Source organism: Amycolatopsis sp. NPDC114503, assembly GCF_055633655.1.
Genome location: NZ_JBVKDT010000001.1, coordinates 74,275 through 99,719, shown reverse-complemented (window position 1 = coordinate 99,719; position 25,445 = coordinate 74,275). Strand labels below are relative to the sequence as shown.

Sequence of the window (25,445 nt, the reverse complement as noted above, 5' to 3'; positions counted from 1 at the left end):
GACAGGGAGAACCCCGCTGATGTCCGAGACAACCGACCGGTCGCTGCGCCCCGGCGACCTGGCGATCCGATGCGGGGCCGTGGGCTCCCTCGTACTGGTGCGGCTGAGAGGCTCGCTGGACCTGGCCACCGCCGGCGACCTCGCCACCGTGCTGGACACGCAGCTGCGGAACGGCCGCGACGTCGTGCTCGACTGCGCCGGCTTGGACTTCATGGCCGTCGTCGGGATGTCGCTGATGATCGAAACCCACCGCGCCGCCAGCGTCCAGCAACGAAAGCTGATCGTCGTGACCGGAGGCAACCGGGCCGTGCTGCGCCCGATGCGCCTCACTCGGGTCGACGTGAGGCTCAACCTCGCCGCCACCATCGACGACGCCTGCGCCCAGCTCAGGATCAACGGTTTGGCCCCTGGCTGACGCGGGTAACCGGAGCGTCCTTGCACGGTGCCGCCGGGGCGCTGTCGACGTGGGACGAAGGGCCGCTTGCGTATGTCCGCTCCTGGGCGCGTGGTGTTCGAGAGTGATGATCTGGACCGCACCGAAGAGTTCCTCAGCAACTCCTACGCCCCCATGCGGATCGGCAGCGGCAGCCGCGACGCCGGTGCCCACATCACCCGCGTCGCCTCGGACACGGTCAGCGCCGACGAGCTGGACCTGCACTTCGACATGAGCTACGACGTCGATCCGCTGGGCCGGATCTGCCTCTGCGACATCGAAGCCGGAACCATCGAAGACCACAAGGTCGCCGGGTGGACCGAACCCGCCGTCTTCGCGCCTGGCGACCTGTTCTCCTTCGCCCCGCCCGACCGCCCCTACTCCGGCCGGATCTGCCGGGCTCGCTACAGCATCACCATGCTCGATCCCGCTGTGCTGACCCGCGTCGCCGGTGCCGAAAAGCCCGTCGAACTGCTCGACCACAACCCGGTGTCCGCCGCCAGCGCCCAGCACCTTCGTGCGGCCATCACTTACGTGCGCGATCAGGTCCTCGCTGCTCCGGACATCGCTGAGCACCCGCTGCTGGTCAGCACCGCGACCCAGCACCTCGCTGCTGCTGTGCTCGCAGCTTTTCCCACGACCGCGCTGGCCGAACGCGCTGGCACCGGCCTTGATGCGCATCCGCAAGCTTTGCGCCGCGCCATCGCGTTTATCGAAGCCAATCCCGAGCGCGACCTCACGGCCACCGACCTAGCCCAGGCGGCTGGCGTCTCGGCGCGGGCAGTGCAGTTGGCATTCCGACGGCACCTCGATACGACGCCGATGGCTTACCTGCGGCGTGTCCGCCTGGATCACGCGCGGGCTGAGTTGCGTGCTGCCGTGCCAGGACAGACGACTGTTACTCAGGTGGCGGCGCGTTGGGGGTATACGCGGCCCAGTGCTTTTACTGCGCATTACCGGGCTGCGTATGACGAGCTTCCCTCGCAGTCTCTTCAGGACGACCGCTGATGTCCACAGTGGACTAGCGGATTTCCCGGTCACGACTGTGGGGCGGCCGGAGATTCCCGGTCGCCCCACAGTCGGAAGAAATGCTGGGTCAGGGGTGGTAGATCTCCTTGACCTGGGCGATCTGGTCGTCGCCGCTCACCAGGATCTGGGCGAGGGCCGGGGTTCCGCCGGCGAGGGTGCGACGCAGCTGGTCGGCGTCGCAGCGGAAGGTGCCGAGGCCGTCTTCGCCGACGGTGGCTTGGTTGTCGTTCTGGCACAGGGTGGCCGCGCTCCACACGATGGCACGTTCGGCCAGCGGGAGGCGGTAGGTCTTGGTGTCACCCGCGACCGGCACGTACTCGCCGCGGCCCTGAGGGCGGACGAGGTGGAAGGTGGCCATGTTGACGCTAGCGTCAAAGCCGGTGAACTGCACGGTCTGAGTGGTGTTCGGGAACCGGCGAGGCTCCGGTGCCTTGTCGCGCCCCGACGGCCGGGTCTCGATCGTGTAGTCGGTACGGCCGTCCTTGCCACAGACACTGCCCTGAGGGTTGGCCTGGTCGCCGGAGCCGGCGCAGGTCCAGTGACCGAAAATGTCGAGCACGCGGTGACCGGGGCCTTCGCCCTTCGTCGGGATTTCCCGGTAGTACTCGGTGATCACCTTGAAGGCGTCGTCGCAGCCCGGGTTGGTGCCGGTGGTCGCCGACACCGCGATCACGTCCATCTGCGAGCCGCCGGGCGGGGTGACCTGCTTGCCGTTGAGCTTGCTGCAGTTGACGTCGCCGTTCGCCTTGCCTTTTGTGCTGCCCTTGGTGTTGTCGGAACCCCCGGACCCACCGGCGGCAGCACCCTGCGAAGACTGCTGGACGGCGGCGTCGTTCACCGGCGACCCGTTCCCAGCGGTGTTCCCGCTGCAGGCGGAAAGAAGCGCGGTAGCGGCGATCGCCCCTCCGATGATCGCCATCTTGACCGTCTTCTTTGCGGTGAATCCCATGTCCAGCGTCCCCTCTCGCGGCAATTGGTGAAGCTTTGCCCGAGAAGACGCCACGGCCCCGCGGAGGTTGTGCCAGACGGCCGCCACCACGCAACGCTGCCCGAATGGACGGCCGCACACGACCGGGAAGGCACGGCTCCGGTTAGTTGAGCAACCGGGAGGGCTGCGCACCTTGTTCCGGCACTGCGGTCTCGCCTGCTGCCGGAACAAGGTGCGGAGTAGTGCCGCGCAAGGATTTCCGGGCCGTCGCCCGTCCGCCGCGTCGCGCAGAGACAATCAGGAGGCGGCCCAGTCAAACCCGTCCGGATCGGTGAAGGACCCGGCATCGCCGCTGATCGTGAGCCGGTGCGATCCGGTGCCGTCGGGAGAGACTCCGGCGTCCTTGGCAAGAGCGCGGTGCCGGTAAAGCGCCAGCTTCACCGGACTCGTCCCAGCGGCGAACTCGACGTACCTTCGACCGAAGCTCTTCGCCACGTCGAGGCCGCGCTCGACGTAGAACCGTTTGCTGGCAGCCACATCTGCGGCGCCCAGCAGAAGCACGATCTCGTCGATCCGCCGGGTGGCCGGGCCGGTGTCCTTCTTGGCCGAGGTCGCGACCTTCCAGATCGTCCCGTCCGGGGCCTGGACGACCCCGCCGTGACCCCAGAGCGACTTCGCCGCGGCCTTCAGCGTCGTGGCGCCGGCGTCGATCGCCGAGCCGATGAGGCGGTCGACAGTGGCCGGCTGGGACACCGTGAGCGACAGCGTGAACCCGCGGAAGCCAGTCGTCGGCGCCTCCGAAGCCCGCAGGCGAATCTGCGTCTCCAGGCCAAAAGCGTTGGCGTAGAAACGTTTGGCGGCTGCGGGGTCGGCCACGTCGAGGGTGACGGATTCGATGGATGCCATGGCAGTCACGCGGATTCCGGCAGCGCTTGCCGGTCCCTGACCGGACTCACTGCCTGCTTCACCAGCGCACAGATCCGCGCCTCCGCTTCTGCCGTCACGTCGGCCAAGGCGAAGCCCGCCGCCCACATCGGACCGTCGTCCAGCGCGGCGAGGTCGCTGAATCCGAGCGTCGCGTAGCGCGCCTTGAACTTCTCCGCGCTCTGGAAGAAGCAGACCACCTTGCCGTCCAGCGCGTAGGCGGGCATCCCGTACCAGAGCTTCGGCTCCAGGACCGGCGCGCTGGCCTTGACGACGGCATGGACGCGCTCGGCCATGATCCGATCCGACGGCTGCATCTCGGCGATCTTCGCGAGCACGTCCCGCTCCGCCTGCGCCGCCTTGTCCGCACGCGAACCGCCGCGTCTCGCAGCCCGCAACTCCTTGGCATGGTCCTTCATCGCGGCCCGCTCTTCGGCGGTGAAGCCTTCGTGCGTTCTGTCCATAGCGGTGTCCCTTCCAGAATCTCAGTATCGGCACGCACCGTGCCGATCACGCGCCGATGATGTACTCGATCCCCGCGTCTTGTCAACGGCACGAACCGTGCCGATAAGATGGAGACATGGCCGACCAGCCCGCCGCACCGCGACGCAGAGGCGCCGCACGCACCGACGAACTGCTTCAAACGACCCTCGACCTGGCCGGGGAGGTCGGCTACGCAGGCCTGAACATCGAAGCGGTCGCCCGCCGCGCCGGAGTCGGCAAACACACGATCTACCGCCGCTGGCCCTCCATGGCCGCGCTCCTGCTGGACGCGCTGAGCCGCGTATGGACCACGGATCTGGACTACCGCGACACTGGTGACGTCCGAGCAGACCTGCGCGAACAATTCCTGCGCTCGGGCCCCGCACTCTCCGGCCCGCCGGTCGGCCCCGTCTACCGCGGGTTGATCGCCGAGGCGCAATCCGATCCCGCCCTGCGAGCGACCCTGCACGAACGATTCCTGCTCACCGTGGAAAGCCGAACCCTCGAACGGATCACCCGCGCGCAGCACACCGGAGAACTGATGGAGGACGTAAATCTGGAGTTCGCCGCCGAGGTGCTGTGCGGCACGTTGTACTACCGCCATCTGCTGTCGACCCGCGTGGTCGACGAGGGCACTGTCGACAACCTGCTGGACATGTTCATGGCCGCGTATGGAACGGCTGGGCGAACGGGCCCGGCTGCGGCGCGGTGATCTCTAGCGCTGCCTGAACCCGGTAAGCAGAACATCCCCGCTGGCCAGCGGGGATGTCGATCGTGGTGGGCCGCCTGGGGCTCGAACCCAGAACCTACGGATTAAAAGTCCGCAGCTCTACCAATTGAGCTAACGGCCCGCGCGCTCAGTCTAGCGGGCACCGCCCGGCCTCCCGCCGGGGTGGGTCCTCACCCCGGCGACGGGCGCCTCACCGCATAGACCGGACCCGTGTCACGAACCGTGCAAGATCCGCTGCGTAAGCCTCCGGCTGGTCCATCGCGATGAAGTGATGCCCAGCCGGATTGTCAACAGGCCAGTGCACGATCTCCGACTCCCGCTCGGCCAGCCGGCGGATCCCCGGCACCCCGCTGTACACCCCGGTCGGCACCTCCTTCTGCCCCCGCGGCCAGGCGAAACCGGTACCGGAATAGAACGACCACGACGACGTCCCGAAAGTCTCGGTGAACCAGTACACGCTCAGGTTCGTCAGGAACGCGTCCAGCATCTCGTCCAGCGGCCGACCACCGGCATTGAACTCGTGGAACTTCTGCGCCATCCACGCCAGCGCACCCACCGGGGAGTCGTTCCAGCCATAAGCGAACGTCTGCGGCGCGGCCCGCAGCAGGCCGTGGTGGTCGACGCCGTTCATCCAGTCCTGCGACATCATCTCGGTGAACGCGGCACGCTCCGCCGCGTCCAGATCAGGCACGTCGGCCTCAGCAGGAATGCCCAGGCCGGCGGTGATGTAGACGCCCAGTACCGGACCGACCCGAGCGACTTCCGGGGCGACGTATGCGCCGTAGTCCCCGCCTTGGACGACGTAGTCGCGGTACCCCAGACGCCGCATCAGCTCGGCCCACGCGCGGGCGACGCGAGACGCATCCCAGCCGGGGCCGGGGGCGGAGGAGAAGCCGAAACCGGGCAGCGAGGGGGCGACGACGTGGAAGTCCGAGAGGTGCTCGATCAAGCCCGCGAACTCGACGAAGGAGTTCGGCCAGCCGTGTGTCAGCAACACCGGCGTGGCGTCGGGCGCGGCGGACGGGACGTGCAGGAAGTGTAGGTCGACCCCGTCGATTTCGGTGTGGAACTGCGGGAATTCGTTCAACCGAGCCTCGTGGGCGCGCCAGTCGTAGCCGGTCGCCCAGTAGGACGCGACCTCGCGCAGCCAGTCGACCGGCACCCCGCGGTCCCAGCCTTCGCCGGGCAGTTGCGCCGGCCAGCGGGTCTGCGTGAGCCGGGCGCGCAGGTCGGCGAGGGCGGCGTCGGAGATGTCGATGCGGAACGGGCGAATGTTCATGACGAGAACGCTAGAGACCATGTAGGTCAGATATGGTCCTAGATCATGAGTGCGGCGCGGTTGTTGCAGTTGCTGTCCTTGTTGCAGACGCCGAGGCAGTGGCCGGGCAGTGAGCTGGCGGAGCGGCTGGGCGTCGAGGGCCGGACGGTGCGCCGGGACATCGAGCGGCTGCGCGAGCTGGGGTATCCGGTCGAGGCGACGATGGGCTCCGACGGCGGATATCGCCTGGTCGCGGGCAGTGCGATGCCGCCGTTGCTGCTCGACGACGAGGAGGCGGTCGCGATCGCGGTCGGGTTGCGGATGGCGTCGGGGCATGCGGTGACCGGGATCGACGAGGCGTCGGTGCGGGCGCTCACCAAGCTGGAGAGGGTCTTGCCGTCGCGGCTTAGGCGTCGGGTGAGCGTGCTGAGCAACGCGACGGTGCCGCTGCCGGTGAACGACGGGCCGCGGGTGGATCCGGAGTCGCTTACGGTTCTGGCGACGGCGATCGCCAACCGCGAGCGGCTGCGGTTCGGCTATCTCGCCAACGACGGCAAGGAGACGAAACGGCTGGTCGAGCCGCATCATCTGGTGTCGTCCGGTCGTCGCTGGTACCTGCTCGCGTTCGACAGCGACCGGGACGACTGGCGGGTCTTCCGGGTTGACCGCATCGAACGGCTGCAGGCCACCGGGGCACGGTTCGACCAGCGCCACCTGCCCACAAAGGACCCGGCGGCGTACGTGACCAAGAAGCTGCACACCTCCCGCCCGACGCATCGCGCGGTGGTCACCGTGCACGCGCCGGCGGACGAGGTGGCGCGGATTTGGGGCGCGGCAAGCGAAGTGACCGCGGTGGACGACCGCACCTGCCGCGTCGTCAGCCCGGCCGACACCCTGGAGTGGCTGGCGTTCCGGCTGACCAGCCTCGGTCGCGAGTTCGAGGTGCACGAACCGCCGGAGCTGGCGGAGCATCTGCGCGAACTCGGCGGCCGGGCGCTCCGCGCGGTCAGCCCTGGGTGATCAAGGCAGTCAACGATTCCCGCAGCTTCCCTGCCACCTCCACCGGCCGCCGGGACTCGCGATCCACGAACACGTGCACGAAATGCCCCTCCGCCACCAGGGTTTCCGACGCCGAGTACATCCCGATCTCGTACCGCACGCTCGACCGCCCGAGGTGCGCGACCCGCAGTCCGATCCGCAGCGTGTCCGGGAACGAAACCGAAGCGTGGTAAGCGCAACGCGATTCCACGCACAGCCCGATCACCGGCCCGGACTCGATGTCCAGACCGCCGCGTTCGATCAGCCAGGTGTTGATGACGGTGTCCATCAGCGAGTAGTGCACGACGTTGTTCACGTGGCCGTAGACGTCGTTGTCCTTCCAGCGCAACGGAACCGTCTGCCAATGCGGGTAGCTCACCACAGCTGCACCGAGTCGCGCAGAATCCCCGCCAGGTCCTTTTCGGACGGTGTGCGCGGCGCGGTGGCCAGCAACCGTTGCTGTTTCAGCGTTCCCTCCACGAGAGAGTCCACATCGGACTCCGTATAGCCGACCGCGCCGATCCCGGCGGGCAGGCCGATGTCGCGCATCAGCGTGGTCAGCACGGCCGGCAGGTGATCTGCGAAGTCGCCGGACCACTCGAAGTCCGGGGCCAGCAGCCGGGCGACGCGCTGGTGGCGTTCCGGGTTCGCGGCGAAGGTGAACCGGAACGCGGCGGGCGCGGTGAGCGAGACGGCCATGCCGTGCGGCACCATCGCTTCGTCGCCGGGATAGCCGTCGGGGTGGAAATCCCGGACCTGTCCGGCGATCGGGTACGCGTTGGCGTGCGGGATGTGCACGCCGGCGTTGCCGAAGCCGAGCCCGGCGAACGTCGCGGCCAGCGCCATCGCCTCGCGCGCGGCCAGATCGTCGCCGTCGCGCACCGCGGCGGGCAGTGCCCACGACAGCAGTTGCAGCGACTTCTCCGCGAACATGTCCGCCAGCGGATTCGCCCCGCAGTACGGCACCCGCTCCTCCGGCCGTTTCCGGCCGAACTCGGTGTAGGGCTTGGCGGTGTAGCTCTCCGCGGCGTGGCACAGGATGTCCATCCCGCTCGCCGCGGTGACCCCGGCCGGCTGGCTGACCGTGAGCCGCGGGTCCACGACCGCCAGCGTCGGGCGCAGCCGCAGGTGGCTGATCCCGCTCTTCACCCGCAGCGACAGCACGTCCAGCACGCACACCGTGGTGCTTTCGGAGCCGGTACCGGTCGTCGTCGGCACCGCGACCAGCGGCTTCAGCGGGTTCGCCGGCGCGCGGCCGCCGCCGACCGGCGCGTTGACGTAGTCCATCAGCTCGCCGTCGTTGCTGGTCAGCAGGTTGGCGGCCTTCGCGGTGTCGATGCTGGAGCCGCCGCCGACCGCCACGAACGCGTCGTACGGACCGGTGCCGCGCGCGAAGTCCACGGCCTTCTGCAGGCTGACGTCGGTGGGTTCGACGTGCACTCCGTCGAAGGTCTCGGCCGCGATCCCGTAGCCGCGGATGCCCTCGGCGATCCGCTCCGGCCAGCCGGTCGCCGCGACGACCGGGTCGGTGACGACGAGCACCCGACGCGCGCCGAACTGGGTCAGATCGTATCCGATCTCGTCGCTTGAGCCGGTTCCGTATTTGAGCGCCGGAGCCCCATAAGTGAAAACAGTCTCATGTTCGGCGGATGTCACGACGGCGTCCTCCCAACTGGTGGGCAGCCCAATCCGGCAATTGGCACAATCCCGCGACGAGTTGTTCAAGATCACTTGACGCCGGTTCACGGTGCCGCCCTAAGCTCTCCTCATTAGATACCAAGTGGGAACCACCGTCGCGCAAACGGCCGTACGCGTCTTGAACGAGGCCCGGGTCCGCCGGGTGTACGCGGTCGTCGGCGAGTCGTTCCTGGAATTGCTCGACGCGCTCCGCCGCGAGCGCGACGTCACCCTCGTTTCGGCCCGCCACGATTCGGGCGCCGCCTTCATGGCCGAGGCCGAGGGCAAGCTCACCGAACGCCCCGCCGTACTGCTCGCGAGCCGCGGCCCGAGCGCTGCCGCGCTGGTCATGGGCGTGCAGACGGCGTACCAGGACGAGACGCCGATGGTGGTGCTGCTCGAAACCCCCGCGCTCGACCCGGTGCTCACCGGCGAGGTTCCGGCCTCCGATTCGACCGGGATGTTCGAAACGGTCGCCAAATGGGTCGTCCGCGCGGACGACCCGGACGACGTGCCGCACCTCCTCGCCGAAGGTCTCGCCCGCTGCCGCGAAGGACGGCCGGGTCCGGTCGTCATCGGCGTGCCGAGCGACGCGTGGGGAGTGCCGTACGACTCGGCCAAACCGGCGGCGAAGGTTCGCCCGCCGGCCACCGGAACGCTGGGCCGTTCGGCTGAAGCTGTGGCGGGCCTGGTGGACGAAGCGCGCTACCCGGTGGTCATCGTCGGCGGGCGCGCGCGGTCGGCGCGGGACGAGCTGATCGCGGTGGCGGAGGAGCTGGCGCTCCCGGTGTACAACGCTTTCCGCCGCCAGGACGCCTTCCCGGAGAACCACGCGCGCTACGCCGGACACCTTGGCCTCGGCATCCCCGCACGCCAGCTCGACGCGCTCGAAAGAGCCGACCTCGTGCTCGCACTCGGCACACAGCTCGACGAAGTCACGACGCAGGGCTTCCGCTATCCGACTCCGCAGCAGACGCTTGTCCTTGTCGGCACTGGCATCGACGAACAGCGACGCCGCGGCCTGACGTTCCGTGTGGACACTGAGGTCGAGCCGTTCCTGAAGGAGCTGCGCGCGATCGCTTCGCCGCGTACGCGCAGAGCGTCGGCCGCGAACGCCGCCGTGCACACCTTCATGACGCCGCCGAACACAAGCAACAACACGCGCGTACATCCGGTCGACGTCGTGCGCGCGCTGCGAAAGCTCGCACCGGAGGACACCATCGTCACAAGTGACGCTGGCAACTTCGCGCAGTTCATGCACCGCTACTGGTGCTTCACCGCTCCGCGCAGCCAGCTCGGTCCGAGCAACGCTGCGATGGGGTACGCGGTGCCTGCGGCGGTAGCGGCGAAGCTCGCCGAGCCGCGGCGCGCTGTGGTCGCGATGGTCGGCGACGCGGGCACGCTCATGACAGGGCAAGAGATCGAGACCGCTGTGCGTTACCGCGCGCCGGTGATGGTGGTCGTGTTCCAGAACGGCCTGCACGGTCCGCTCGCGATGCATCAAGCGCGTACGCACGGACGGCTGTCCGGAGTAACCATCCCGCTGACAGACTTCGCGTCGTGGGCGCGCGGGCTCGGCGCGGCGGGGTACACGGTGGACGATCGCGAGCGGCTCGAGCCGATCATCGCGAGCGCGCTCGTCCGGCAGCGGCCCTGCGTGATCGACGTCCGGACAGACCCGGACGTAGTGACCCCGGACGTGCGGCTCAGCACGCTTCTCGGAGCCCCGCGCCCGTCGGGGACCTGAAATCTTCCTGAGAACACAGGGAAACGCCGGGAATGTTCGGTAGCTGACGGGGGTTGGCTCGGGTAACGTGACTGGTGTTCCCGGGGTTCGGCATCCGGACCCGGTTCGCTCGGCTGAGTTCGGCCGGCGTTCGGTTGGGGAAATTCCCGGGTGGACATGCTCCCCGGCTCGGTTCGCGGCCATTCGGCGCGTTTCAGGGGTGGGGACAACCGGTTTCGGCCGGATTTTGTCGGTGCCGGATGGCACCATCGCGGTCATCCCCCGCTTGGCGCGGGGAAGGAACGAGGGGAGTTCGTCATGGCCGACGAAATGGACGGGAAATCCCGTACCGCCGCGGCGACGGCTCGCGGCCGGGCCCGGTCCGCGCGGGCCGGTGCGCTGGTGTCCGTGGTGCACGAGGAGCCGGAGCACGGCGAGGCTGTCGAGGTGCCCGCCCAGACTCGCTCTGGAGTGGTTCCGGTGCTGTTCAGCGCCAGCGCGGAGGCGCACGACGTAGCCGTGGTCGCGTCCGACGAGGGCGCCGACTGGCGCTCGCCGTTCGGCGGACCGCTCCGCCAAGCCAGCGGGGAGTGACCCGGTCGCGCGAACTGGGGTGAGTCGGCTTGTCCGGTCCCGCTCCGCTGTGCTTTACTTTGGTTGGTCTCGATTTTTGTGTTCGTGGTAAAGCACGCTCGCAGAACTCAGCGGGCGTGATCCTCCCCCTTCGGGGAACACATCTCGCCCGTGTCTGGGCCCAGGACGTCGGTCGGCTTCCTGTTTTGGTGTTATGTATGGAGATTGTTTAGATGACTGAGGGCACCGTGAAGTGGTTCAACTCCGAGAAGGGGTTCGGCTTCATCACTCCCGACAACGGCGGCGGCGACGTCTTCGTGCACTACAGCGAGATCCAGGGCAACGGTTTCCGTACCCTCGAGGAGAACGCTCGCGTGTCGTTCGAGATCGGCCAGGGCCAGAAGGGCCCGCAGGCCACGTCGGTCAACCTGATCTGACCTGCGTCTAATCGCTAAGTCGCCACCACTCCCGGTTCCGGGGGTGGTGGCTTCTTTCGTCTCCGCCCCCGAATCGGCTCCGGCCCCGGTCCCACGATGCGGATTGTGTTGCCCGCCAAGGCTTTCTGTGCTGGGACGACCATGGTGGATCACCCGATCGTGGCCAGTCCGCGGGCTCGTAGGCTCCCGGACATGAGCGAAAACACTTATCTCGTCGCCGGGATGTCCTGCGGCCACTGCGCGCAGTCGGTCACCGAAGAGCTCACCGAGGTGCCCGGGGTCGAGAACGTGACCGTCGACGTCGAAACCGGACACGTGACGGTCCGCAGCGCCGAGGTTCTCGACGAAACGGCCGTCCGCGCAGCCGTCGAGGAAGCCGGGTACACCTACGAAGGGCTTGCTTCTCTCGTTTGAACGATGGGTAGCCACGCGGGAACCCAGGGTAGGCTCTGGCCGGCGTGGAGGCACGGCCGATGCAACGTCCGTGCAACCCTTTCCTCCGCGCGGCCGGACGCGTGTGCTGGTCCCCTGGCGGCAGCAGACTTGGGGGGTGCCCGATGGGGGCAGTCGTTGCGGGGATAGTGGCGAACCCTGCTTCCGGACAGGACATCCGAAGGCTCGTCACGCAGGCGTCGGCCGTCCCGGTCGAGGAGAAGGCCAATCTGGTGCGCCGGCTGCTGTCGGCGTTCGCGGTGACCGGCGTCGAACGAGTGCTGCTCTCCACGGACCTCGGCGGCATCTCCGCCGCCGTCCTGCGCGACCTCGGCCGCGATCCGCTGCCCGCGGTCGAGTTCTGCGACGAGGACACGCTCACCGGCTCCGCGCAGGACACCATCAACGCGGTGCGCAGGATGGTCGACGCCGGAGCCGGCGTGATCGTGTGCCTCGGCGGCGACGGCACCGCGCGGGTGGCCGCGAAGGCCTGCGGCGACGTGCCCTTGCTCGCGCTGCCGACCGGTACCAACAACGCGTTCCCGCAGGCCGGCGAGGCCACGGTGGCCGGGCTCGCCGCCGGGATGGTCGCGAGCGGCCAGGTCGACGCGGACCTCGTGACCCAGCGGGTCAGCATGCTCGAGGTCGTGACGAAGAACCGCCGCGAGATCGCGTTGGTGGACGTCGCGGTCTCGATGAACAAACACGTCGGCGCGAAGGCGCTCTGGGATCCGACCGCGCTCACCGAGCTGTACTGCACCTTCGCCGAGCCGGACGGCATTGGCTTGTCGAGCATCGCCGGACAGCTGTGTCCGAGTTCTCGTTCTAGCGCGGATGGCGTAGCGCTTCAGCTTGGTCCGGTTGAGAGTTCCGCGTACGTGGTGCACGCAGCGATCGCGCCCGGCGTGGTGCGTCCAGTGGGCGTACGCGGCTGGGGAGTGCTGCGTCCCGGCGTACGCGTCGACCTTGCCGCAGGTGGCGGTGTTATCGCGGTAGACGGAGAACGCGAGCTGGAGCTGAAGAACGGCGAAGGCGCGTACGTAGAACTGCGCGCAGACGGCCCGTGGTGCGTCGACGTACGCGCGGCAATGGCCGAAGCAGCAACCCAGGGGTTGCTGCGCAGTGCTGCTACAAGCGGAACCGGCGAGAAAGGCCGAAGCCACGGTCGCTGCGCTGGCTGAGATCACGTGCAGGTGACACCTTCCGGGTGTCGTTCGCTGCGCCTTGCCCGACCGGCTACCTTCTGCGAGTGGCACACGGGGAGGATCGGGGATGAGCAGCACTGCGACGCGGCCGGAAACGACTGCCGAGCCCCCTCCGGAGGAATTTCGGGGCCGCAGCGGAATCGCCGGGCTGCTGGACCTGCCCGGCCAGGCGGTGCGAGCGGTCGTCAGATCGAGCACCACCACGCCCGGCAAGCTGTCGCTGATCGCGGTCGCGCTGGTGGTGCTGTCGCTGGTGGCCGGGCTTGTCGGCGTGTTGTCGGTGAAAGACAAGGACAACACGATCAACGGCCTGATCGACCACCGCGAACCGCTCGCGGCGGCCGCGCAGCAGGTGTTCCGCTCGCTGTCGGACGCGGACGCGACCGCGGCCAGCGCCTTCCTTTCCGTCGGCACTGAACCGCCCGCGCTGCGGAAGCGGTACGAGCAGGACATCGCCGAAGCGGGATCCGCGCTCGCCCGCGCGGCGTCGGACACCGCCGACGTCGGCGACGCCGCCCACCAGGTGGACATCCTGAACCAGAAGGTCCCGGTCTACACCGGGATCGTCGAAACCGCGCGTGCGAACAACCGGCAGGGTTTCCCGTCCGGCGCTTCGTATCTGCGCGAGGCTTCGCAGCTGATGCGTTCGACGATCCTTCCCGCCGCGGACGCGCTCTACAACGCGCACACCAAGAAGCTTTCCGACGAGCAGGACAGCAGCAGCGACGTGCCGTGGGCGGCGGTCGCGCTGGTCCTCGTGCTCCTCGCGGCGCTCGTGGTCGCGCAGATCTACTTGACGCGCCGGACGAATCGCGTGCTGAACATCGGCCTGCTCGTGGCCACCGGCTGCATCGTGCTGTCACTGCTGTGGGGCGCGGTCGCGCTCGTCGTGCAGGGCAGCCTCGTCGCGACCGGGCGCACCGACGGCACCTCGCAGGTCGACATCCTGGTGCGGGCCCGGATCTACGCCCTGCAGGCACGCGCCGACGAAACCCTCACGCTGGTCGCGCGCGGCGACGGCGGCGCGTACGAGCAGCAGTTCATCAAGCTGGCCGAGAAGCTCGTCGGCGCCGACGGCAAGGGCGGCCTGCTCGGCCAGGCGCGCGACCTCGCGTCCGGCACCGCGGGGGAGAAGAAGATCGAAGCGGCGGAACAGGCCGCGCGCGAATGGTCGCTGGCCCACCTTCAGGTGCGCCGCCTCGACGACGGCGGGCAGTACCAGGAAGCGGTGGACTTCGCGACGAGCGTGAGCCCGAACAGCGCCGCCGCCGCGTTCGCCCGGCTCGACACGAACCTTCAGGCCGCGATCGACGTCTGCCGTCAGGAATTCCTCGACAGCACCAGATCCGGCGACAACGCGCTCACCGCGCTCGCGGCGGGCGTCGGCGTGCTTTCGGTGCTCGCGGCGGGCGGCGCGACAGTCGGCGTGCGAGAGAGATTGAGGGAGTACAGGTGATCCGGTCGCGGCACTTCGTCCGGACTGCCGTGCTCGCGGTGGTCGCGGTTCTCGCCGCCGCCTGCGGGACGGCGGACCAGCCGATAGAGGCCGCGCCGGTCACCGACGCGGCCTGGCCGACCCCGGCGGGCGTCGGCGGCCCCGACGCCGCGGCCGGCGGCGACTCCGACACCAGCTGCAACCCGCTGGCCAGCCTCGCGCCGAATGGTCTGGACACCTCCGGACCCAGCCTGCAGAAGATCAAAGAGCGCGGGAAGCTCATCGCGGGCGTCGACCAGACGACGTACCTCTTCGGCTTCCGGAATCCGAAGACCGGCAAGCTCGAAGGCTTCGACATCGACCTGGTCAACGAGATCGCCAAAGCGATTTTCGGCTCCGACGGGCACGTGCAGTACCGGGCGATCACGTCGTCGCAGCGCGAGACGGTGCTCAAGGAGCACCAGGTCGACGTGGTGGTCCGGACCTACAGCATCACCTGCGCCCGCCGGAAGCAGGTGCAGTTCTCGTCGGTGTACTACGTGGCCGGGCAGAAGATCCTGGTGCCGAAGTCGTCGAACGCGCAGTCGCTGACCGACCTCGCCGGGAAACGCGTGTGCGCGGCGGCGAAGTCGACCTCGCTCGCGAAGATCGCCACCGACCCGGCCAAACCGGTCGCGGTCTCGGTGCCGAACTGGTCGGATTGCCTGGTGATGCTGCAGCAGGGCCAGGTCGACGCGGTCTCCACGGACGACACGATCCTGGCCGGCATGGCCGCGCAGGATCCGACGGTGAAGGTCGCGGGCGACCCGATGACGCAGGAGAATTACGGCGTCGGGGTCCCGAAGGACGAGGAGGACCTGGTCCGCTTCGTGAACGCGGTGCTGGACAAGATCCGCGGCGACGGCACCTGGGCGAGCAGTTACCAGAACTGGGTCGGGGCGCGGCTGGGACCGGCGAATCCGCCGTCCCCGCAATACGGGTGACCGGCCGGTCTCGCGGCGCGGGCGCCGCGCAAGTTGTACTTTTTGAGCGGCAGCTTTGCCGCGGGGAGCTCGGGAGGTAGTTGTGTCGGAGGAGGCGCGCCGTCCTCGGCACGCAGCACCGGAGGGGGACGGCGACCAGGCGAAAGCCGCGGAACAGCCGTCCGGGCGGGGCGAGGCGGCCGACGCTTCGTGGACCCCGCCGCCGCCGGTGCGCTGGGACACCCCGGAACCGTCGGTGTCCGGGCGGCTCAACCCGCAGCCGGATCCCGACGCCGAGACGTTGATCAACGCCCCGGTGCAGCGTCCGCAGGGTGCTCAGGGCGGTCAGCCCGGTCAGCCCGGTCAGCAGGCGCAGCGGGGGCCGTCCGGTCCGGGCGCTCAGCAGGGTCAGGCCCAGCAGCCAGGACAGCCCGGTCAACCGGGTCAGGCAGGCCAGCCCGTTCAGCCGGGTCAGGCAGGGCAGCCCGCGCAGCCCGGCCAGCCAGGGCAGTCGGCTCCGGCGGGTCAGCCCGCGCAGCCGGGCCAGGCAGGACAGCCGCCGTGGGCGCAGGGCCGTCCGGCTCCGCGTGGCGGCCAGCCGATGCCGCCGCAAGGCCGCCCGCCGACGCAAGGCCAGCCGTACCCGGCCGCCGCGTCGGGGCAGCCCGCGCCGCCGTCCCAGGGCCAGCCGTATCCGCCGCAATCGCGCACCGGACAGCGACCGGTCCCGCCGAACCGTCCGCAGCAGGCGCCGCAGCCCCAGGGCGCGCGTCCGCAGAACCGCGCCACCGGCCCGAACTCCGGCCCGATCCCGATGGGCGCCGCGGCTCAGGGCCAGCGTCCGGTCGAGGGCGGGGAAGCCCCCACGCGTCCGCCGGGCGACCTCGCGCCGGTGGTCCTGCCGCAGTCGAACCAGCCGGTCGCCCCGGTCGACCCGGCCGCGCCGATGCCGACCAGCGTGCTGGCCAGCCCGACGCCGCACACCCAGAGCATCATGCCGCCGGCGCCGCGCGTGGCCCCCGCCGACGGCGGCCCGCTGCCCGACCACGGCACGGACAGCGTTCTGCCGTCCGGCGGCAGCGAAGGGCACGGCACCGGCACCCACGGTTCGCAGGGCTCGCAAGGCACCGGCACCGGAACCGGCTCGTTTCCCGGCACCTCCCGGCGCACCGGCTCGCGCGGCACCCGCCGCTCCCGGCGCGGACGGCTCGGCGCGGGTCTCATCGACGTGCCGCCGGTGCCGTACCGCGATCCGTCGACCGCGGTGCTGGCGAACCCGGTGGTGGCCGAGGACAAGCGGTTCTGCGGCAACTGCTCCGCGAAGGTCGGCCGCGGCAAGGACGGTCAGCCGGGCGAGCCCGAGGGCACCTGCGAGAAGTGCGGCACGCCGTTCTCGTTCGTCGCGAAGCTGAAGGCGAACGAGGTCGTCGGCGGCCAGTACGAGGTGCTCGGCGCGCTCGCCTACGGCGGTCTCGGCTGGATTTACCTGGCCAAGGACCACAACGTGTCCGACCGCTGGGTCGTGCTGAAGGGCCTCATCGACACCGGCGACTCCACCGCGATGGCCGCCGCGGCGAACGAGCAGCGGTTCCTCGCCGAGGTCGAGCACCCGAACATCGTCAAGATCCACAACTTCGTGCAGCATCCGGACGCTCAGACCGGCAACACCGTCGGCTACATCGTCATGGAGTACGTCGGCGGCCAGTCGCTGCGCCAGCTCGCGCTGCAGCACCATCGGGAAAGCAACCGGCCGGAGCCGCTGCCGATCGGCCAGGTCATCGCGTACGGCCTGGAGATCCTGCCCGCGCTCGGCTACCTGCACGGCCAGGGCCTGCTGTACTGCGACCTCAAGCCGGACAACGTCATCCAGACCCGCGAGCAGCTCAAGCTGATCGACCTTGGCGCGGTGCGGCGGCTCGACGACTACGAGAGCCCGCTGTTCTTCACCACCGGCTACAGCGCGCCCGAGCTGGCGTCGCACGGTGCCTCGGTGTCGTCGGATCTGTACACGGTCGGCCGGACACTGGCCGTGCTGAGCTTCGAGTTCGCCGGTTACACGCGTGAGTACAAGAACACGCTGCCGGGGCCGGACGCGGTGCCGTTGTTCGCGCTTTTCGGGTCGTACTACCGGTTCCTGAAGCGCGCTACGCATGCTGATCCGGATCGGCGGTTCATCGCCGCTGACGACATGGCGGACCAGCTGACCGGCGTGTTGCGCGAGATCATGGCGCTGGGCACTGGTCAGCCGCGGCCGGCCGCGTCGACGGTGTTCGGGCCGGAGAGCCGGACCTTCGGCGTTCATCTGGTGGTGCCTGAGCAGGGTGAGCGGGTGCCGTTGCCGGATGCTGCCGAGGTCGTGGCGGGGCTGCCGATTCCGCAGGTGGACACGGATGACCCGGCTGCCGGTGTGCTTGCTACGACTACTGCGCTTGATCCGCACGAGGCGATTGAGGCTCTGGCGACTGCGCCGCGTGAGTCGATCGAGGTGCGGCTGCGGATTGTCCGGGCCCGGATTGAGCTGGGCGAGTTCGTGGAGGCGCAGCGGCAGCTGCAGGCTGCGCAGTATTTGGCGATCCGGCATGGGTTTCCGCATGACTGGCGGATTGACTGGTATCGCGGGCTGATCGAGCTGGCCGGTGGGCGGCCGCGGGTCGCGCACGTGGCGTTCGATGCGGTTTACGACGATCTGCCGGGGGAGATCGCGCCGAAGCTGGCGTTGGCGGTTAGTGCTGAGGGCGTTGGGGATTACTTCGGCGCCGCGCGGTTCTATGAGCTGGTTTGGCGGACTGACCGGACGTATGTGAGTGCTGCGTTCGGGCTGGCGCGGGTGTATCTGGCGCAGGGTGCGCGGGAGAGTGCGGTGGAGGTGCTGGAAGGGGTTCCGGCTACTTCTACGCATTACGTGGACGCGCAGGTTGCGGCGATCAAGATCAAGACTCGGGCGCAGGGGGCGGGGACTGGGGAGCACCCGACTGTTACTGAGGGCGATCTGGTTGACGCGTCCGGGCGGTTGCAGCGGCTCAACCTTGACGCTGAGCGGCATACGCGGCTCAGTGCGGAGGTTCTTGAAGCGGCTTATGACTGGCTGAAGGTGCCTGGGCAGGCTCAGCCGGTTAGTGCGGCGAAGGTGCTGGGGTGTGAGCTGGAGGAGCGGGACGTCCGGTTTGGGTTGGAGCGGTGTTATCGGTCGTTGGCTCGGTTGACTGATGACACGGCGGATCGGATCGCGTTGGTGGATCGGGCTAATGCGATTCGGCCTCGGACGTTGACCTGAGGGGGCGCTCGTCGCCTGGCGGCGACGTTGCGCCCGGTCGGTTGCGTGGGGCACCCCGAAGCCAAGTGTGCTGACGGTCTGGGGGTGCTTGTCAAGGCGGGAAAGATGCCTTGACAAGCACCCCCAGACCGCAGGGAGGCTTCGTATCGGGGTGCGGGGGAGGGGCTGGGTGCCTCGATTGTTGGGGGCGTGGGTGCCGGCCGGGTTTAGGGCTGTGAGGGGAACCCTGGGGGAATCTGGGGTTGTGAGGGTGGCCCTCACGGGCGTCGAGGGTGCCTGAGCGGCCTGGTCAGGGGTTGATGTCCCACTCGCGTTTGTTGCGGCGGTGTTGTTCGGCGAGTTTCTCCAGTGCTTGGGGGTCGCCGTGGGTGCTGAAGTGTTCGAAGCCCACTGAGATGAAGACTGCGCGGGCGTTTACTGCTACTGGGCCGTCTGTGGCGTCTAGGTGGCCGTCTGCGCTTACGTAGATCTTGCGGCCGGCGACGCCGTCCAGTCTGGCCTCGATGTACAGCGTGGAGCCGACCGGGACTGGGCGGCGGAAGTCTGTTTCCAGCTTGCCGGTCACTGCGGGGCGGTGCAGCAGGTTTCCTACCGTCGAGCCGAGTGCCTCGTCGAAGGCGCACGCCAGCAAGCCGCCGTGGGCGAGGCCGGGGGCGCCCTGGTGTGCGGCGGTCACGGTGAACTTCGAGTGCACTGTGTAGCCCTCGCCGATGGCTGACCTCAGGTGCAGGCCGTCGTCCACGTCGTCGCCGCAGCCGAAGCATTCGGCGAAGTGGGCGCCTAGTTCGGCGCCGGGCGTGGGGGCTTTCGGGTGGATCTCCGGCGGCTCCACCGGCACTGGCGGCCACGGGCCGGAAACAGGACTCATGGGACGACGTTAACCCGGCGGAAGGACCCGTCGGCACCCGCCCTGACCGGCGCGGCCGCATTTCCTGAGCGCAGGGTAGTCGGAAAATTCCGCACGGTAGAAATTTCGCGACTCACCCTGCCAGCTTGGTTCAACGGGTCAAGACTGGGGAAATGTGCTCCAACGGATGGACCGGGACGTGTGCAGGAGGAGGTCACCGCCGGGATGAGTGAGCCAAAGACGGGGAAACCCGAGGTCGATCAGAGAACAGTCAAACGCGCGGTGATCGCGTCCGCGATGGGTAATGCGACCGAGTGGTACGACTACGGCGTATTCACCTCGGGCGCGATCGCGACGAGTATCGGAACACTGTTCTTCCCTGGCGAGGGCAACGCGGTGCTGAAATCGCTTGCCCTGCTGGCCGTCGGCTTCATCGTACGGCCGTTCGGCGGAGCGTTCTTCGGCCCATTGGGGGACAAGCTCGGCAGGCAGAAGGTTCTCGCGCTCACCATTCTGCTGATGTCCGGCTGCACCTTCCTGGTCGGCGTCCTGCCGACGTATTCAGGCGGGTACAGCATGGGCATCGCGGCTCCGATCGCGATCTTGTTGCTGCGGCTCATCCAGGGCTTCTCGACCGGTGGCGAGTACGGCGGCGCGGCGACGTTCATCGCGGAGTACGCGCCGACGAAACGGCGTGGTTTCTTCGGTTCGTTCCTGGAGATGGGCACGCTGGCCGGCTACGTGCTCGGCAACTCGGTCGTGCTGGTCACTTACCTGTCGCTGTCTACCGAACAGTTCGACTCGTGGGGCTGGCGGATCCCGTTCTTCATCGCTCTTCCGATCGGTGCGATCGGGCTCTACCTGCGGTCGAAGCTCGAGGACACGCCGGAGTTCCGCAGGCTCGAGGCGGCGGGCGAAAAGGCGGAGAAGGCTCCGCTCAAGGAGACCATCCAGCGCAACTGGCGGATGATCCTCAACCTGATCGGCATCGTGCTGCTGCTGAACATCGCCGACTACATGCTGCTCACGACGATGCCGACGTACTTCACCAACACCCTGCACATCGGCGACACCGAGTCCAGCTTGATCATCATCGGGGTGGAAATCGTGCAGTTCGCGCTGCTGATTCCGCTCGGTGCGCTGTCCGACCGGATCGGCCGGAAACCCCTGCTGCTCACCGCGGCCATCGGGTTCATCGTGCTGAGCTGGCCCAGCATCAAGCTGATGCAGAGCGGCAGCCTGCTGTGGCTGATCGTCGGCTTCCTGGTCGTGGCGATCCTGCTGGCGCTGATGCTGGCGGTCATCGGCTCGACGTTCCCGGCGATGTTCCCGACGCGCGTGCGCTACGGCTCGTTCGCCATCGGGTACAACATCTCGACGTCGCTGTTCGGCGGCACCTGCGGCGTGGTCGTCACGGCGTTGATCGACGGCACCGGCAACGCGGACTGGCCGGCGTACTACTTGATCATCGCCGCGCTCATCGCGCTGGTCCCGATCATCAAGATCCCCGAGACGGCCCAGGTCCCGATCGAGCAGATCGACACCGCGGACACCGGCGGGAAGCTGGCCGGAGCCAGCAAGTGAGCACCTGCTGAACTGACACGAAAACCGCCCTCCGTCCATTAAGGACGGAGGGCGGTTTTCGTGGTGAAGTCAGCTGTTCTGCGTCGCCTCGATCGCCTGCGGAGCGAAGCGCTTGCGGGCCCAAGCTGCCAGGCCACCGGCGACCACGACGGCAACAACGGTTTCGATCATCAGTGCAACGAGCACCATGGTGCTTCCTCCTCAGGTTCTCGGGCCGGCCAATCCTGTGCCGGCTGAGCGACTGGTTCGACGGCCGCTCCGGCCGCCACTGAGAACATCGCCCCGAAAGCCCGGGATATTTCGTCGAAAAGCCACTTGATCTGGTGACGTCCGCCACTCTTGCCACGAAAGCGTTTCAGCCGGAGGTCGGGCTGGGTAACGACGCGATTCCCGCAGGTGAACGCAGAGACGCGGGGGCCTGTTCGCTCGTGGTCGGATGCGCCCGCGGCGGTGGCGCCGGCCGCGAGGTTCCCGTCCGCTTGCCGGTCGGCTCTGTCGGCGGTTGCCTGCCCGGCGAGCCCGGGCCCACCTCCGGACCGGGTGCCGGATCCGAAGGAGTCTGCACGGGACCGTCCGGACTGGACGGGGCGGGCGAGACGGTGGCGAGTCCCGGTCCGGCAGGCATGACCGGCGGTTGCTCGGTCCCGCGGCTGCCCACCGCGAGACCGGCCACCACGATCACCGCGACCGTCGCGGCGGAACTGCCCGCGACCGCCCAGCGCTTGCGCTTACGGCGGATCGAGGCGCCGCGCACGATCACGTCGGCTGCGTCGACCTGCATCGGCGGGCCGTCCGGCGTCTGCGCGAACAAGGCGCGCACAGCCTCGGTGTTTTCGGAGTCATCGGAGACCATCTCGTTCACCTCCCTCCATGGACGGGCAGTGCCTCGAAATGCGGGCCCAGCCGGGTCCGCAGGGTAGCCAGACCGCGCGCGGCCTGGCTTTTCACCGTGCCGGTCCGGCAGCCGAGCGCCGCGGCGGTCTCCTCGACGGACAGGTCCTCGAAGTACCGCAGCACCAGCACCGCGCGCTGGCGCGGGGCCAACGCGGCGAGTGCCTGCTGGATCAGCTGGTCGTGCTCGGTCTCGGCGGCAGGAGCCGGGACGTCGGGTGGTGCGTCGGTGAGCCGCTCCCGTTTCCAGCGGCTGCGGCGGTTTTCCGCGAGGAAAGTGCGCAGCACGATTTTGCGCGCGTAAGCGTCGAGCGCGTCGTGCCGGGCCAGCCGCGGCCAGGCGAGGTACAGCTTGAGCAGCGCCGCCTGCGCGAGATCTTCGGCCCGGTGCCAGTCCCCGCACAGCAGGTAGGCAGTGGACCGCAGGCTGTGCGCGCGCTCGCCGAAGTACCGGGCGAACTCGCCGTCCCACGGCGAGCTCGGCCCGGACGCCGGACTGGAGCGGGAGGGCACCGGGTGATCAGCCCCAGACCGAGGGGAGGTGCAGGTCGCCGGTCGGGCCAGCGGGCACCGCGGTCGGGACGCGCTTGCCCGCGGCCTTCGGCGGCACGCCCGGAGTGGCGATCCGCGGCGCGCCAGGGGCGGCGGTGGTCTGACGGTCCGTCGGCGCCGGGGCCGGGGCGGCGGTGGGCCGCTCGGCCGGGGTCGTCTTCGTCGGGGCAGGCTGCGCCGACGGCGGGGCGTCCGCGGCGAAAGCGACCGCGCCGCCGGTCAGCGCGCCTCCGGCGAGCAGCAGCGAACCGATGGCGAGAGCGAAGCGAACACGCACGAGTTTCCTCCTGGTTCCACGAGCGCCGGGTGGCGCTTGTCTGCTCTAGTCATGCGGTCGGCGGACGCCGGGGTTGCATCGGGTTTTTTCTTTTTCCCGCCGGACAGGCGAACGGCCGGGAGCGTTCGAGAGCTCCCGGCCGTCCGGTGGTGCTTGTTCGGTTCTTGGTTACGCGGACAGCGCCGACAGCTTCGTCCACGCCGCCCAGTCGTAGGTCCAGTCGTTGTAGTCGCCGTCCTTCGCGCCCAGCTGCTGGGTGCTGCCGGAGATCTCCACCGGGTCGCCGGGAAGGACGCTGTCGAAGTAGATCTTCGCGTTCGCCGGAGACAGGTTGAGGCAGCCGTGCGAGATGTTCTTCTTGCCCTGCGCCCAGATCGACCCCGCGAGACCGTGGATGAACTCGCCGTTGTTGGAGATCCGGACCGCCCACGGCACGTTCACGTCGGTGTAGTTGTAGCGCGGGTTGCTCATCGAGTACGTCGAGTGCTTCGACATCACCACGTGCGTGCCGCTGTGCGTGACCCGGCCCGGGTCGGAGTCGAGGCCGTAGCTCACCGGGAAGTCCATGACCTGCTGACCGTCACGGATGACCTGCATGGTGTGTTCCTGGGTGTTGCCCTTGACGATCTGCGAGCGGCCGATGGTGAAGCTCGCGGAGACGTCCTGCTTGCCGTAGACGCCGTCGCCCATCGAAACGCCGTAGATGTTGGCCGAGACGACGACCTTCGTGTTCGGCTTGAAGTACTCCTTCGGCCGCCAGTGCACCGAAGTGTCGCCGTTGAGCCATGCCCAGGCGCCCTCGGTCTTCGGCGTGGTTTCCACCGACAGCGCGCGCTCGACGGAGGCCTTGTCCTTGACCGCGCTCGGGAACGTGAGCGCGATCGGCATCGCGATGCCGTAGGTCTGCCCGTCGCCGACGTTCAGGCTGCCCTGCATCTGCCGACGCGGTTTGACCGTGGTGAACGAGCCGTTGATCTGGACCTGCTTGCCGTCCTCGCCGGTGGCTTGGCCGGACCAGGTGTAGGTCTTGCCGTAGCCGAGGTCTTCGGTGCTGCTCCAGCTCTTCTTGTCCGGAGAGGGTTGCCCCTGCACCTGTTTGCCGTCGGCGTTGGTGAGCGTGACGGCCCCGATGGTGCCGTTGGCGACGGTCACCTTCGCCGGTTCGCCCGGCGCCACGTCGCCCGCCCCGGAAGCCGGCGTGATCGCCACGGCCGCCGCTTTCGCGGGCGTGGCAGGCGCTTCGGTAGGCCCGCCGCCCGCGGTCCCTCCCGCGTTCACGCTCGACCCGCCGCCGCTGCACGCCCCGAGCGTGAGCGCGGCGACCAAGCCCAGCACCGCGACGCCGGCCCGGCGGCGTGCGAAGTGTCGGATTGTCACACCGATCCCCAATCTCCCCTTAGTACCCCGAACACCCAGACGTCCCGAGATGCCTTCACGTTCACCGGAAAAGGGGTGACCAGCATCACACTGCGCCGAGTAACCATTACGGAGGCGGCTCGATCGACCGCGCACTGTGCATCACCGAACTGCGCTGGGTGTACTGGATCAGAGTAGCCGCGGGGTCCGACAGCGGTGCGTAGGCGGCGATACGACGTTCCGGTGATGCGCGCACGATGGAACCGATCCTTGCGATCAACGGGGTTCAGATTTGGTGAGATCCCGGTAGGCTGCTGACCAGGCCGTCGTTTTGCGTGTTCGTGGCTTCACACTCGCGGAACTTCTGACGCGAGCCGTGGGGCCGTAAAAGCTCTTCGCTCGTCTCGTTGGAACCGCCCGGGACGGCCGGGGTGCCGCTTCGGTGGCATTCGAAGCGGATCTGTTACGAGGAGTACAGCGGTGGCGCAAGGCACTGTGAAGTGGTTCAACGCGGAGAAGGGCTTCGGCTTCATCGCGCAGGACGGCGGCGAAGGCGACGTTTTCGTGCACTACTCGGAGATCGAGGGACGCGGCTTCCGCACCCTCGAGGAGAACCAGCGAGTGGAGTTCGAAGTCGGCCAGGGACAGAAGGGCCCGCAGGCCCAGAAGGTCCGTGCGATCTGAGTCAGGCCCGCGCGTTTTCTCAGGCCTGAAAGAAGGGCCCCGACGGGATTTCCCGTCGGGGCCTTTTTTCATTGCGGGTTCCGTTGTGGGGAATGTTTGAGGCCGCGGTTATCGCGGTTGATCCGGGGTGTTGGCGGGGCTGTGGTTCGGCGGTCGGTGGTTGGCGGCTTGGGCTGAGCCGCGGCTGGGGTGGTGAGTGGGGTGCGCCGCAGCTTGTTCGAGCACGGGCGGTTGGCGGGTCTGCCGGGGTTCGGGGAGTGCGGTTGCGGGGGTTGGTGGTTGGGGTTGGTTCGGCGGGCTCGGTGCGGGCTGGCTTCGGCGGGCGGGGCACGGATGGGCGACGCCGGATCGGTTGGTTGAGTCGACTGTGAGTGGGTGCGGCCGAGTTGACTCGATCGGGTGACCGTGGGGCGGGATGGCCGGGAGTCTGGGGTGGTTGCCGAGTTTGGCTGCTGGGTCGAGGGCGGTCACCTGAGTCGGCTGCTGGGGGGATCAACCGAGTCGGCTGCTGGGTCGAAGGCCGGGTCGGTCACCCGAGTCGGCTGCGTGAGTGGAGTGCAGGGGTGGTCACCTGAGTCGGCTGCTGGGTGGAGGGCTGGTGCGATCACCCGAGTCGGCTGCTGAGTGGAGGGGCGGGTCGGTCATCCGAGTCCGCTGCTGGGTGGAGGGCCGGGTCGGTCATCCGAGTCGGCTGCGTAAGTGGAGGGCCA

The 25,445-nt window shown here is 68.7% G+C and carries 26 protein-coding genes and 1 tRNA gene; 14 read left to right on the top strand and 13 right to left on the bottom strand.

Going from position 1 to position 25,445, the window contains the following annotated elements:
* Nucleotides 1-19 precede the first annotated feature (19 nt).
* Nucleotides 20-415 carry an STAS domain-containing protein gene (locus ACZ7OI_RS00530; RefSeq protein ID WP_470262123.1) on the top strand — a complete coding sequence of 132 codons (396 nt, stop codon included), beginning with the start codon at nt 20-22 and terminating at the stop codon, nt 413-415.
* Between the two features lie 72 nt (nt 416-487).
* A complete protein-coding gene (locus ACZ7OI_RS00525; protein WP_470262122.1) occupies nt 488-1,441 on the top strand; it encodes a helix-turn-helix transcriptional regulator in 954 nt (317 codons plus the stop codon).
* Between the two features lie 88 nt (nt 1,442-1,529).
* Here the strand turns inward: ACZ7OI_RS00525 and ACZ7OI_RS00520 are convergent, their stop codons facing one another.
* The 3 genes from ACZ7OI_RS00520 to ACZ7OI_RS00510 form a co-directional block, all read right to left on the bottom strand.
* Nucleotides 1,530-2,411 carry a hypothetical protein gene (locus tag ACZ7OI_RS00520; protein ID WP_470262121.1) on the bottom strand — a complete coding sequence of 294 codons (882 nt, stop codon included), beginning with the start codon at nt 2,409-2,411 and terminating at the stop codon, nt 1,530-1,532.
* 276 nt (nt 2,412-2,687) lie between these two features.
* Nucleotides 2,688-3,296, bottom strand: a complete 609-nt coding sequence (locus ACZ7OI_RS00515) for a glyoxalase (RefSeq protein WP_470262120.1) — start codon at nt 3,294-3,296, stop codon at nt 2,688-2,690.
* Between the two features lie 5 nt (nt 3,297-3,301).
* Nucleotides 3,302-3,778, bottom strand: coding sequence for an iron chaperone (locus ACZ7OI_RS00510; protein WP_470262119.1), 477 nt, complete (start codon nt 3,776-3,778; stop codon nt 3,302-3,304).
* 116 nt (nt 3,779-3,894) lie between these two features.
* Here ACZ7OI_RS00510 and ACZ7OI_RS00505 point away from each other — a divergent pair, with 116 nt between their 5' ends.
* Nucleotides 3,895-4,509: a TetR/AcrR family transcriptional regulator gene (locus ACZ7OI_RS00505; RefSeq protein WP_470262118.1), complete on the top strand. Its 615-nt coding sequence runs from the start codon at nt 3,895-3,897 to the stop codon at nt 4,507-4,509.
* Between the two features lie 63 nt (nt 4,510-4,572).
* On the opposite strand, the gene ACZ7OI_RS00500 is transcribed toward ACZ7OI_RS00505, so the two are convergent.
* Together ACZ7OI_RS00500 and ACZ7OI_RS00495 are read right to left on the bottom strand one after the other, a co-directional pair.
* Nucleotides 4,573-4,648: transfer RNA gene (locus ACZ7OI_RS00500), tRNA-Lys, on the bottom strand.
* Nucleotides 4,649-4,717: 69 nt separating this feature from the next.
* Nucleotides 4,718-5,806, bottom strand: a complete 1,089-nt coding sequence (locus ACZ7OI_RS00495) for an epoxide hydrolase family protein (protein WP_470262117.1) — start codon at nt 5,804-5,806, stop codon at nt 4,718-4,720.
* Nucleotides 5,807-5,851: 45 nt separating this feature from the next.
* Here ACZ7OI_RS00495 and ACZ7OI_RS00490 point away from each other — a divergent pair, with 45 nt between their 5' ends.
* Entirely contained in the window at nt 5,852-6,805 is a 954-nt protein-coding gene (locus ACZ7OI_RS00490; RefSeq protein ID WP_470262116.1) for a helix-turn-helix transcriptional regulator, read from the top strand.
* Here ACZ7OI_RS00490 and ACZ7OI_RS00485 read toward each other — a convergent pair.
* Both ACZ7OI_RS00485 and ACZ7OI_RS00480 read right to left on the bottom strand, forming a co-directional pair.
* On the bottom strand, nt 6,792-7,205 hold the full coding sequence (locus ACZ7OI_RS00485) for an acyl-CoA thioesterase (RefSeq protein ID WP_470262115.1): 414 nt from the start codon (nt 7,203-7,205) through the stop codon (nt 6,792-6,794). The two genes, ACZ7OI_RS00490 and ACZ7OI_RS00485, sit on opposite strands and share 14 nt — an antisense overlap.
* Entirely contained in the window at nt 7,199-8,479 is a 1,281-nt protein-coding gene (locus tag ACZ7OI_RS00480; RefSeq protein ID WP_470262114.1) for a hydroxyacid-oxoacid transhydrogenase, read from the bottom strand. The genes ACZ7OI_RS00485 and ACZ7OI_RS00480 overlap by 7 nt, the downstream gene beginning before the upstream one ends.
* A gap of 124 nt (nt 8,480-8,603) precedes the next feature.
* Here ACZ7OI_RS00480 and ACZ7OI_RS00475 point away from each other — a divergent pair, with 124 nt between their 5' ends.
* The 8 genes from ACZ7OI_RS00475 to ACZ7OI_RS00440 all read left to right on the top strand — a co-directional run bounded on the left by ACZ7OI_RS00475 (nt 8,604) and on the right by ACZ7OI_RS00440 (nt 18,544).
* On the top strand, nt 8,604-10,247 hold the full coding sequence (locus ACZ7OI_RS00475) for a thiamine pyrophosphate-dependent enzyme (RefSeq protein WP_470262113.1): 1,644 nt from the start codon (nt 8,604-8,606) through the stop codon (nt 10,245-10,247).
* A gap of 297 nt (nt 10,248-10,544) precedes the next feature.
* Nucleotides 10,545-10,820, top strand: coding sequence for a hypothetical protein (locus tag ACZ7OI_RS00470; protein WP_470262112.1), 276 nt, complete (start codon nt 10,545-10,547; stop codon nt 10,818-10,820).
* Between the two features lie 212 nt (nt 10,821-11,032).
* Entirely contained in the window at nt 11,033-11,236 is a 204-nt protein-coding gene (locus ACZ7OI_RS00465; RefSeq protein ID WP_116199576.1) for a cold-shock protein, read from the top strand.
* 192 nt (nt 11,237-11,428) lie between these two features.
* Entirely contained in the window at nt 11,429-11,650 is a 222-nt protein-coding gene (locus ACZ7OI_RS00460; RefSeq protein ID WP_470262111.1) for a heavy-metal-associated domain-containing protein, read from the top strand.
* A gap of 143 nt (nt 11,651-11,793) precedes the next feature.
* On the top strand, nt 11,794-12,849 hold the full coding sequence (locus ACZ7OI_RS00455; RefSeq protein ID WP_470262110.1) for an ATP-NAD kinase family protein: 1,056 nt from the start codon (nt 11,794-11,796) through the stop codon (nt 12,847-12,849).
* Between the two features lie 91 nt (nt 12,850-12,940).
* Nucleotides 12,941-14,329 carry a hypothetical protein gene (locus ACZ7OI_RS00450; protein WP_470262109.1) on the top strand — a complete coding sequence of 463 codons (1,389 nt, stop codon included), beginning with the start codon at nt 12,941-12,943 and terminating at the stop codon, nt 14,327-14,329.
* Nucleotides 14,326-15,291: a glutamate ABC transporter substrate-binding protein gene (locus ACZ7OI_RS00445; RefSeq protein ID WP_470262108.1), complete on the top strand. Its 966-nt coding sequence runs from the start codon at nt 14,326-14,328 to the stop codon at nt 15,289-15,291. The genes ACZ7OI_RS00450 and ACZ7OI_RS00445 overlap by 4 nt, the downstream gene beginning before the upstream one ends.
* A 793-nt stretch (nt 15,292-16,084) precedes the next feature.
* Nucleotides 16,085-18,544, top strand: coding sequence for a tetratricopeptide repeat protein (locus ACZ7OI_RS00440; protein WP_470263408.1), 2,460 nt, complete (start codon nt 16,085-16,087; stop codon nt 18,542-18,544).
* A gap of 289 nt (nt 18,545-18,833) precedes the next feature.
* Here ACZ7OI_RS00440 and ACZ7OI_RS00435 read toward each other — a convergent pair whose 3' ends face one another.
* Nucleotides 18,834-19,412: a PaaI family thioesterase gene (locus ACZ7OI_RS00435; RefSeq protein ID WP_470262107.1), complete on the bottom strand. Its 579-nt coding sequence runs from the start codon at nt 19,410-19,412 to the stop codon at nt 18,834-18,836.
* A 204-nt stretch (nt 19,413-19,616) separates the two neighbouring features.
* On the opposite strand from ACZ7OI_RS00435, the gene ACZ7OI_RS00430 reads away from it, so the two are divergent.
* Nucleotides 19,617-20,975, top strand: coding sequence for an MFS transporter (locus tag ACZ7OI_RS00430; protein ID WP_470262106.1), 1,359 nt, complete (start codon nt 19,617-19,619; stop codon nt 20,973-20,975).
* Nucleotides 20,976-21,330: 355 nt separating this feature from the next.
* On the opposite strand, the gene ACZ7OI_RS00425 is transcribed toward ACZ7OI_RS00430, so the two are convergent.
* From ACZ7OI_RS00425 to ACZ7OI_RS00405, 5 genes are all read right to left on the bottom strand, one after another.
* Complete coding sequence (locus tag ACZ7OI_RS00425; protein ID WP_470262105.1) at nt 21,331-21,828, bottom strand: hypothetical protein; 498 nt, start codon at nt 21,826-21,828, stop codon at nt 21,331-21,333.
* Nucleotides 21,829-21,833: 5 nt separating this feature from the next.
* Nucleotides 21,834-22,379 carry a SigE family RNA polymerase sigma factor gene (locus ACZ7OI_RS00420; RefSeq protein WP_470262104.1) on the bottom strand — a complete coding sequence of 182 codons (546 nt, stop codon included), beginning with the start codon at nt 22,377-22,379 and terminating at the stop codon, nt 21,834-21,836.
* Nucleotides 22,380-22,386: 7 nt separating this feature from the next.
* Nucleotides 22,387-22,695 (bottom strand): hypothetical protein, encoded by a 309-nt coding sequence (locus tag ACZ7OI_RS00415; RefSeq protein ID WP_470262103.1) that lies wholly within the window; start codon nt 22,693-22,695, stop codon nt 22,387-22,389.
* 168 nt (nt 22,696-22,863) lie between these two features.
* A complete protein-coding gene (locus ACZ7OI_RS00410) occupies nt 22,864-24,072 on the bottom strand; it encodes a L,D-transpeptidase (protein ID WP_470262102.1) in 1,209 nt (402 codons plus the stop codon).
* A 106-nt stretch (nt 24,073-24,178) separates the two neighbouring features.
* Complete coding sequence (locus ACZ7OI_RS00405; RefSeq protein ID WP_470262101.1) at nt 24,179-24,307, bottom strand: hypothetical protein; 129 nt, start codon at nt 24,305-24,307, stop codon at nt 24,179-24,181.
* A 224-nt stretch (nt 24,308-24,531) separates the two neighbouring features.
* Here ACZ7OI_RS00405 and ACZ7OI_RS00400 point away from each other — a divergent pair, with 224 nt between their 5' ends.
* On the top strand, nt 24,532-24,735 hold the full coding sequence (locus ACZ7OI_RS00400) for a cold-shock protein (RefSeq protein WP_003097368.1): 204 nt from the start codon (nt 24,532-24,534) through the stop codon (nt 24,733-24,735).
* Nucleotides 24,736-25,445: the final 710 nt, after the last annotated feature.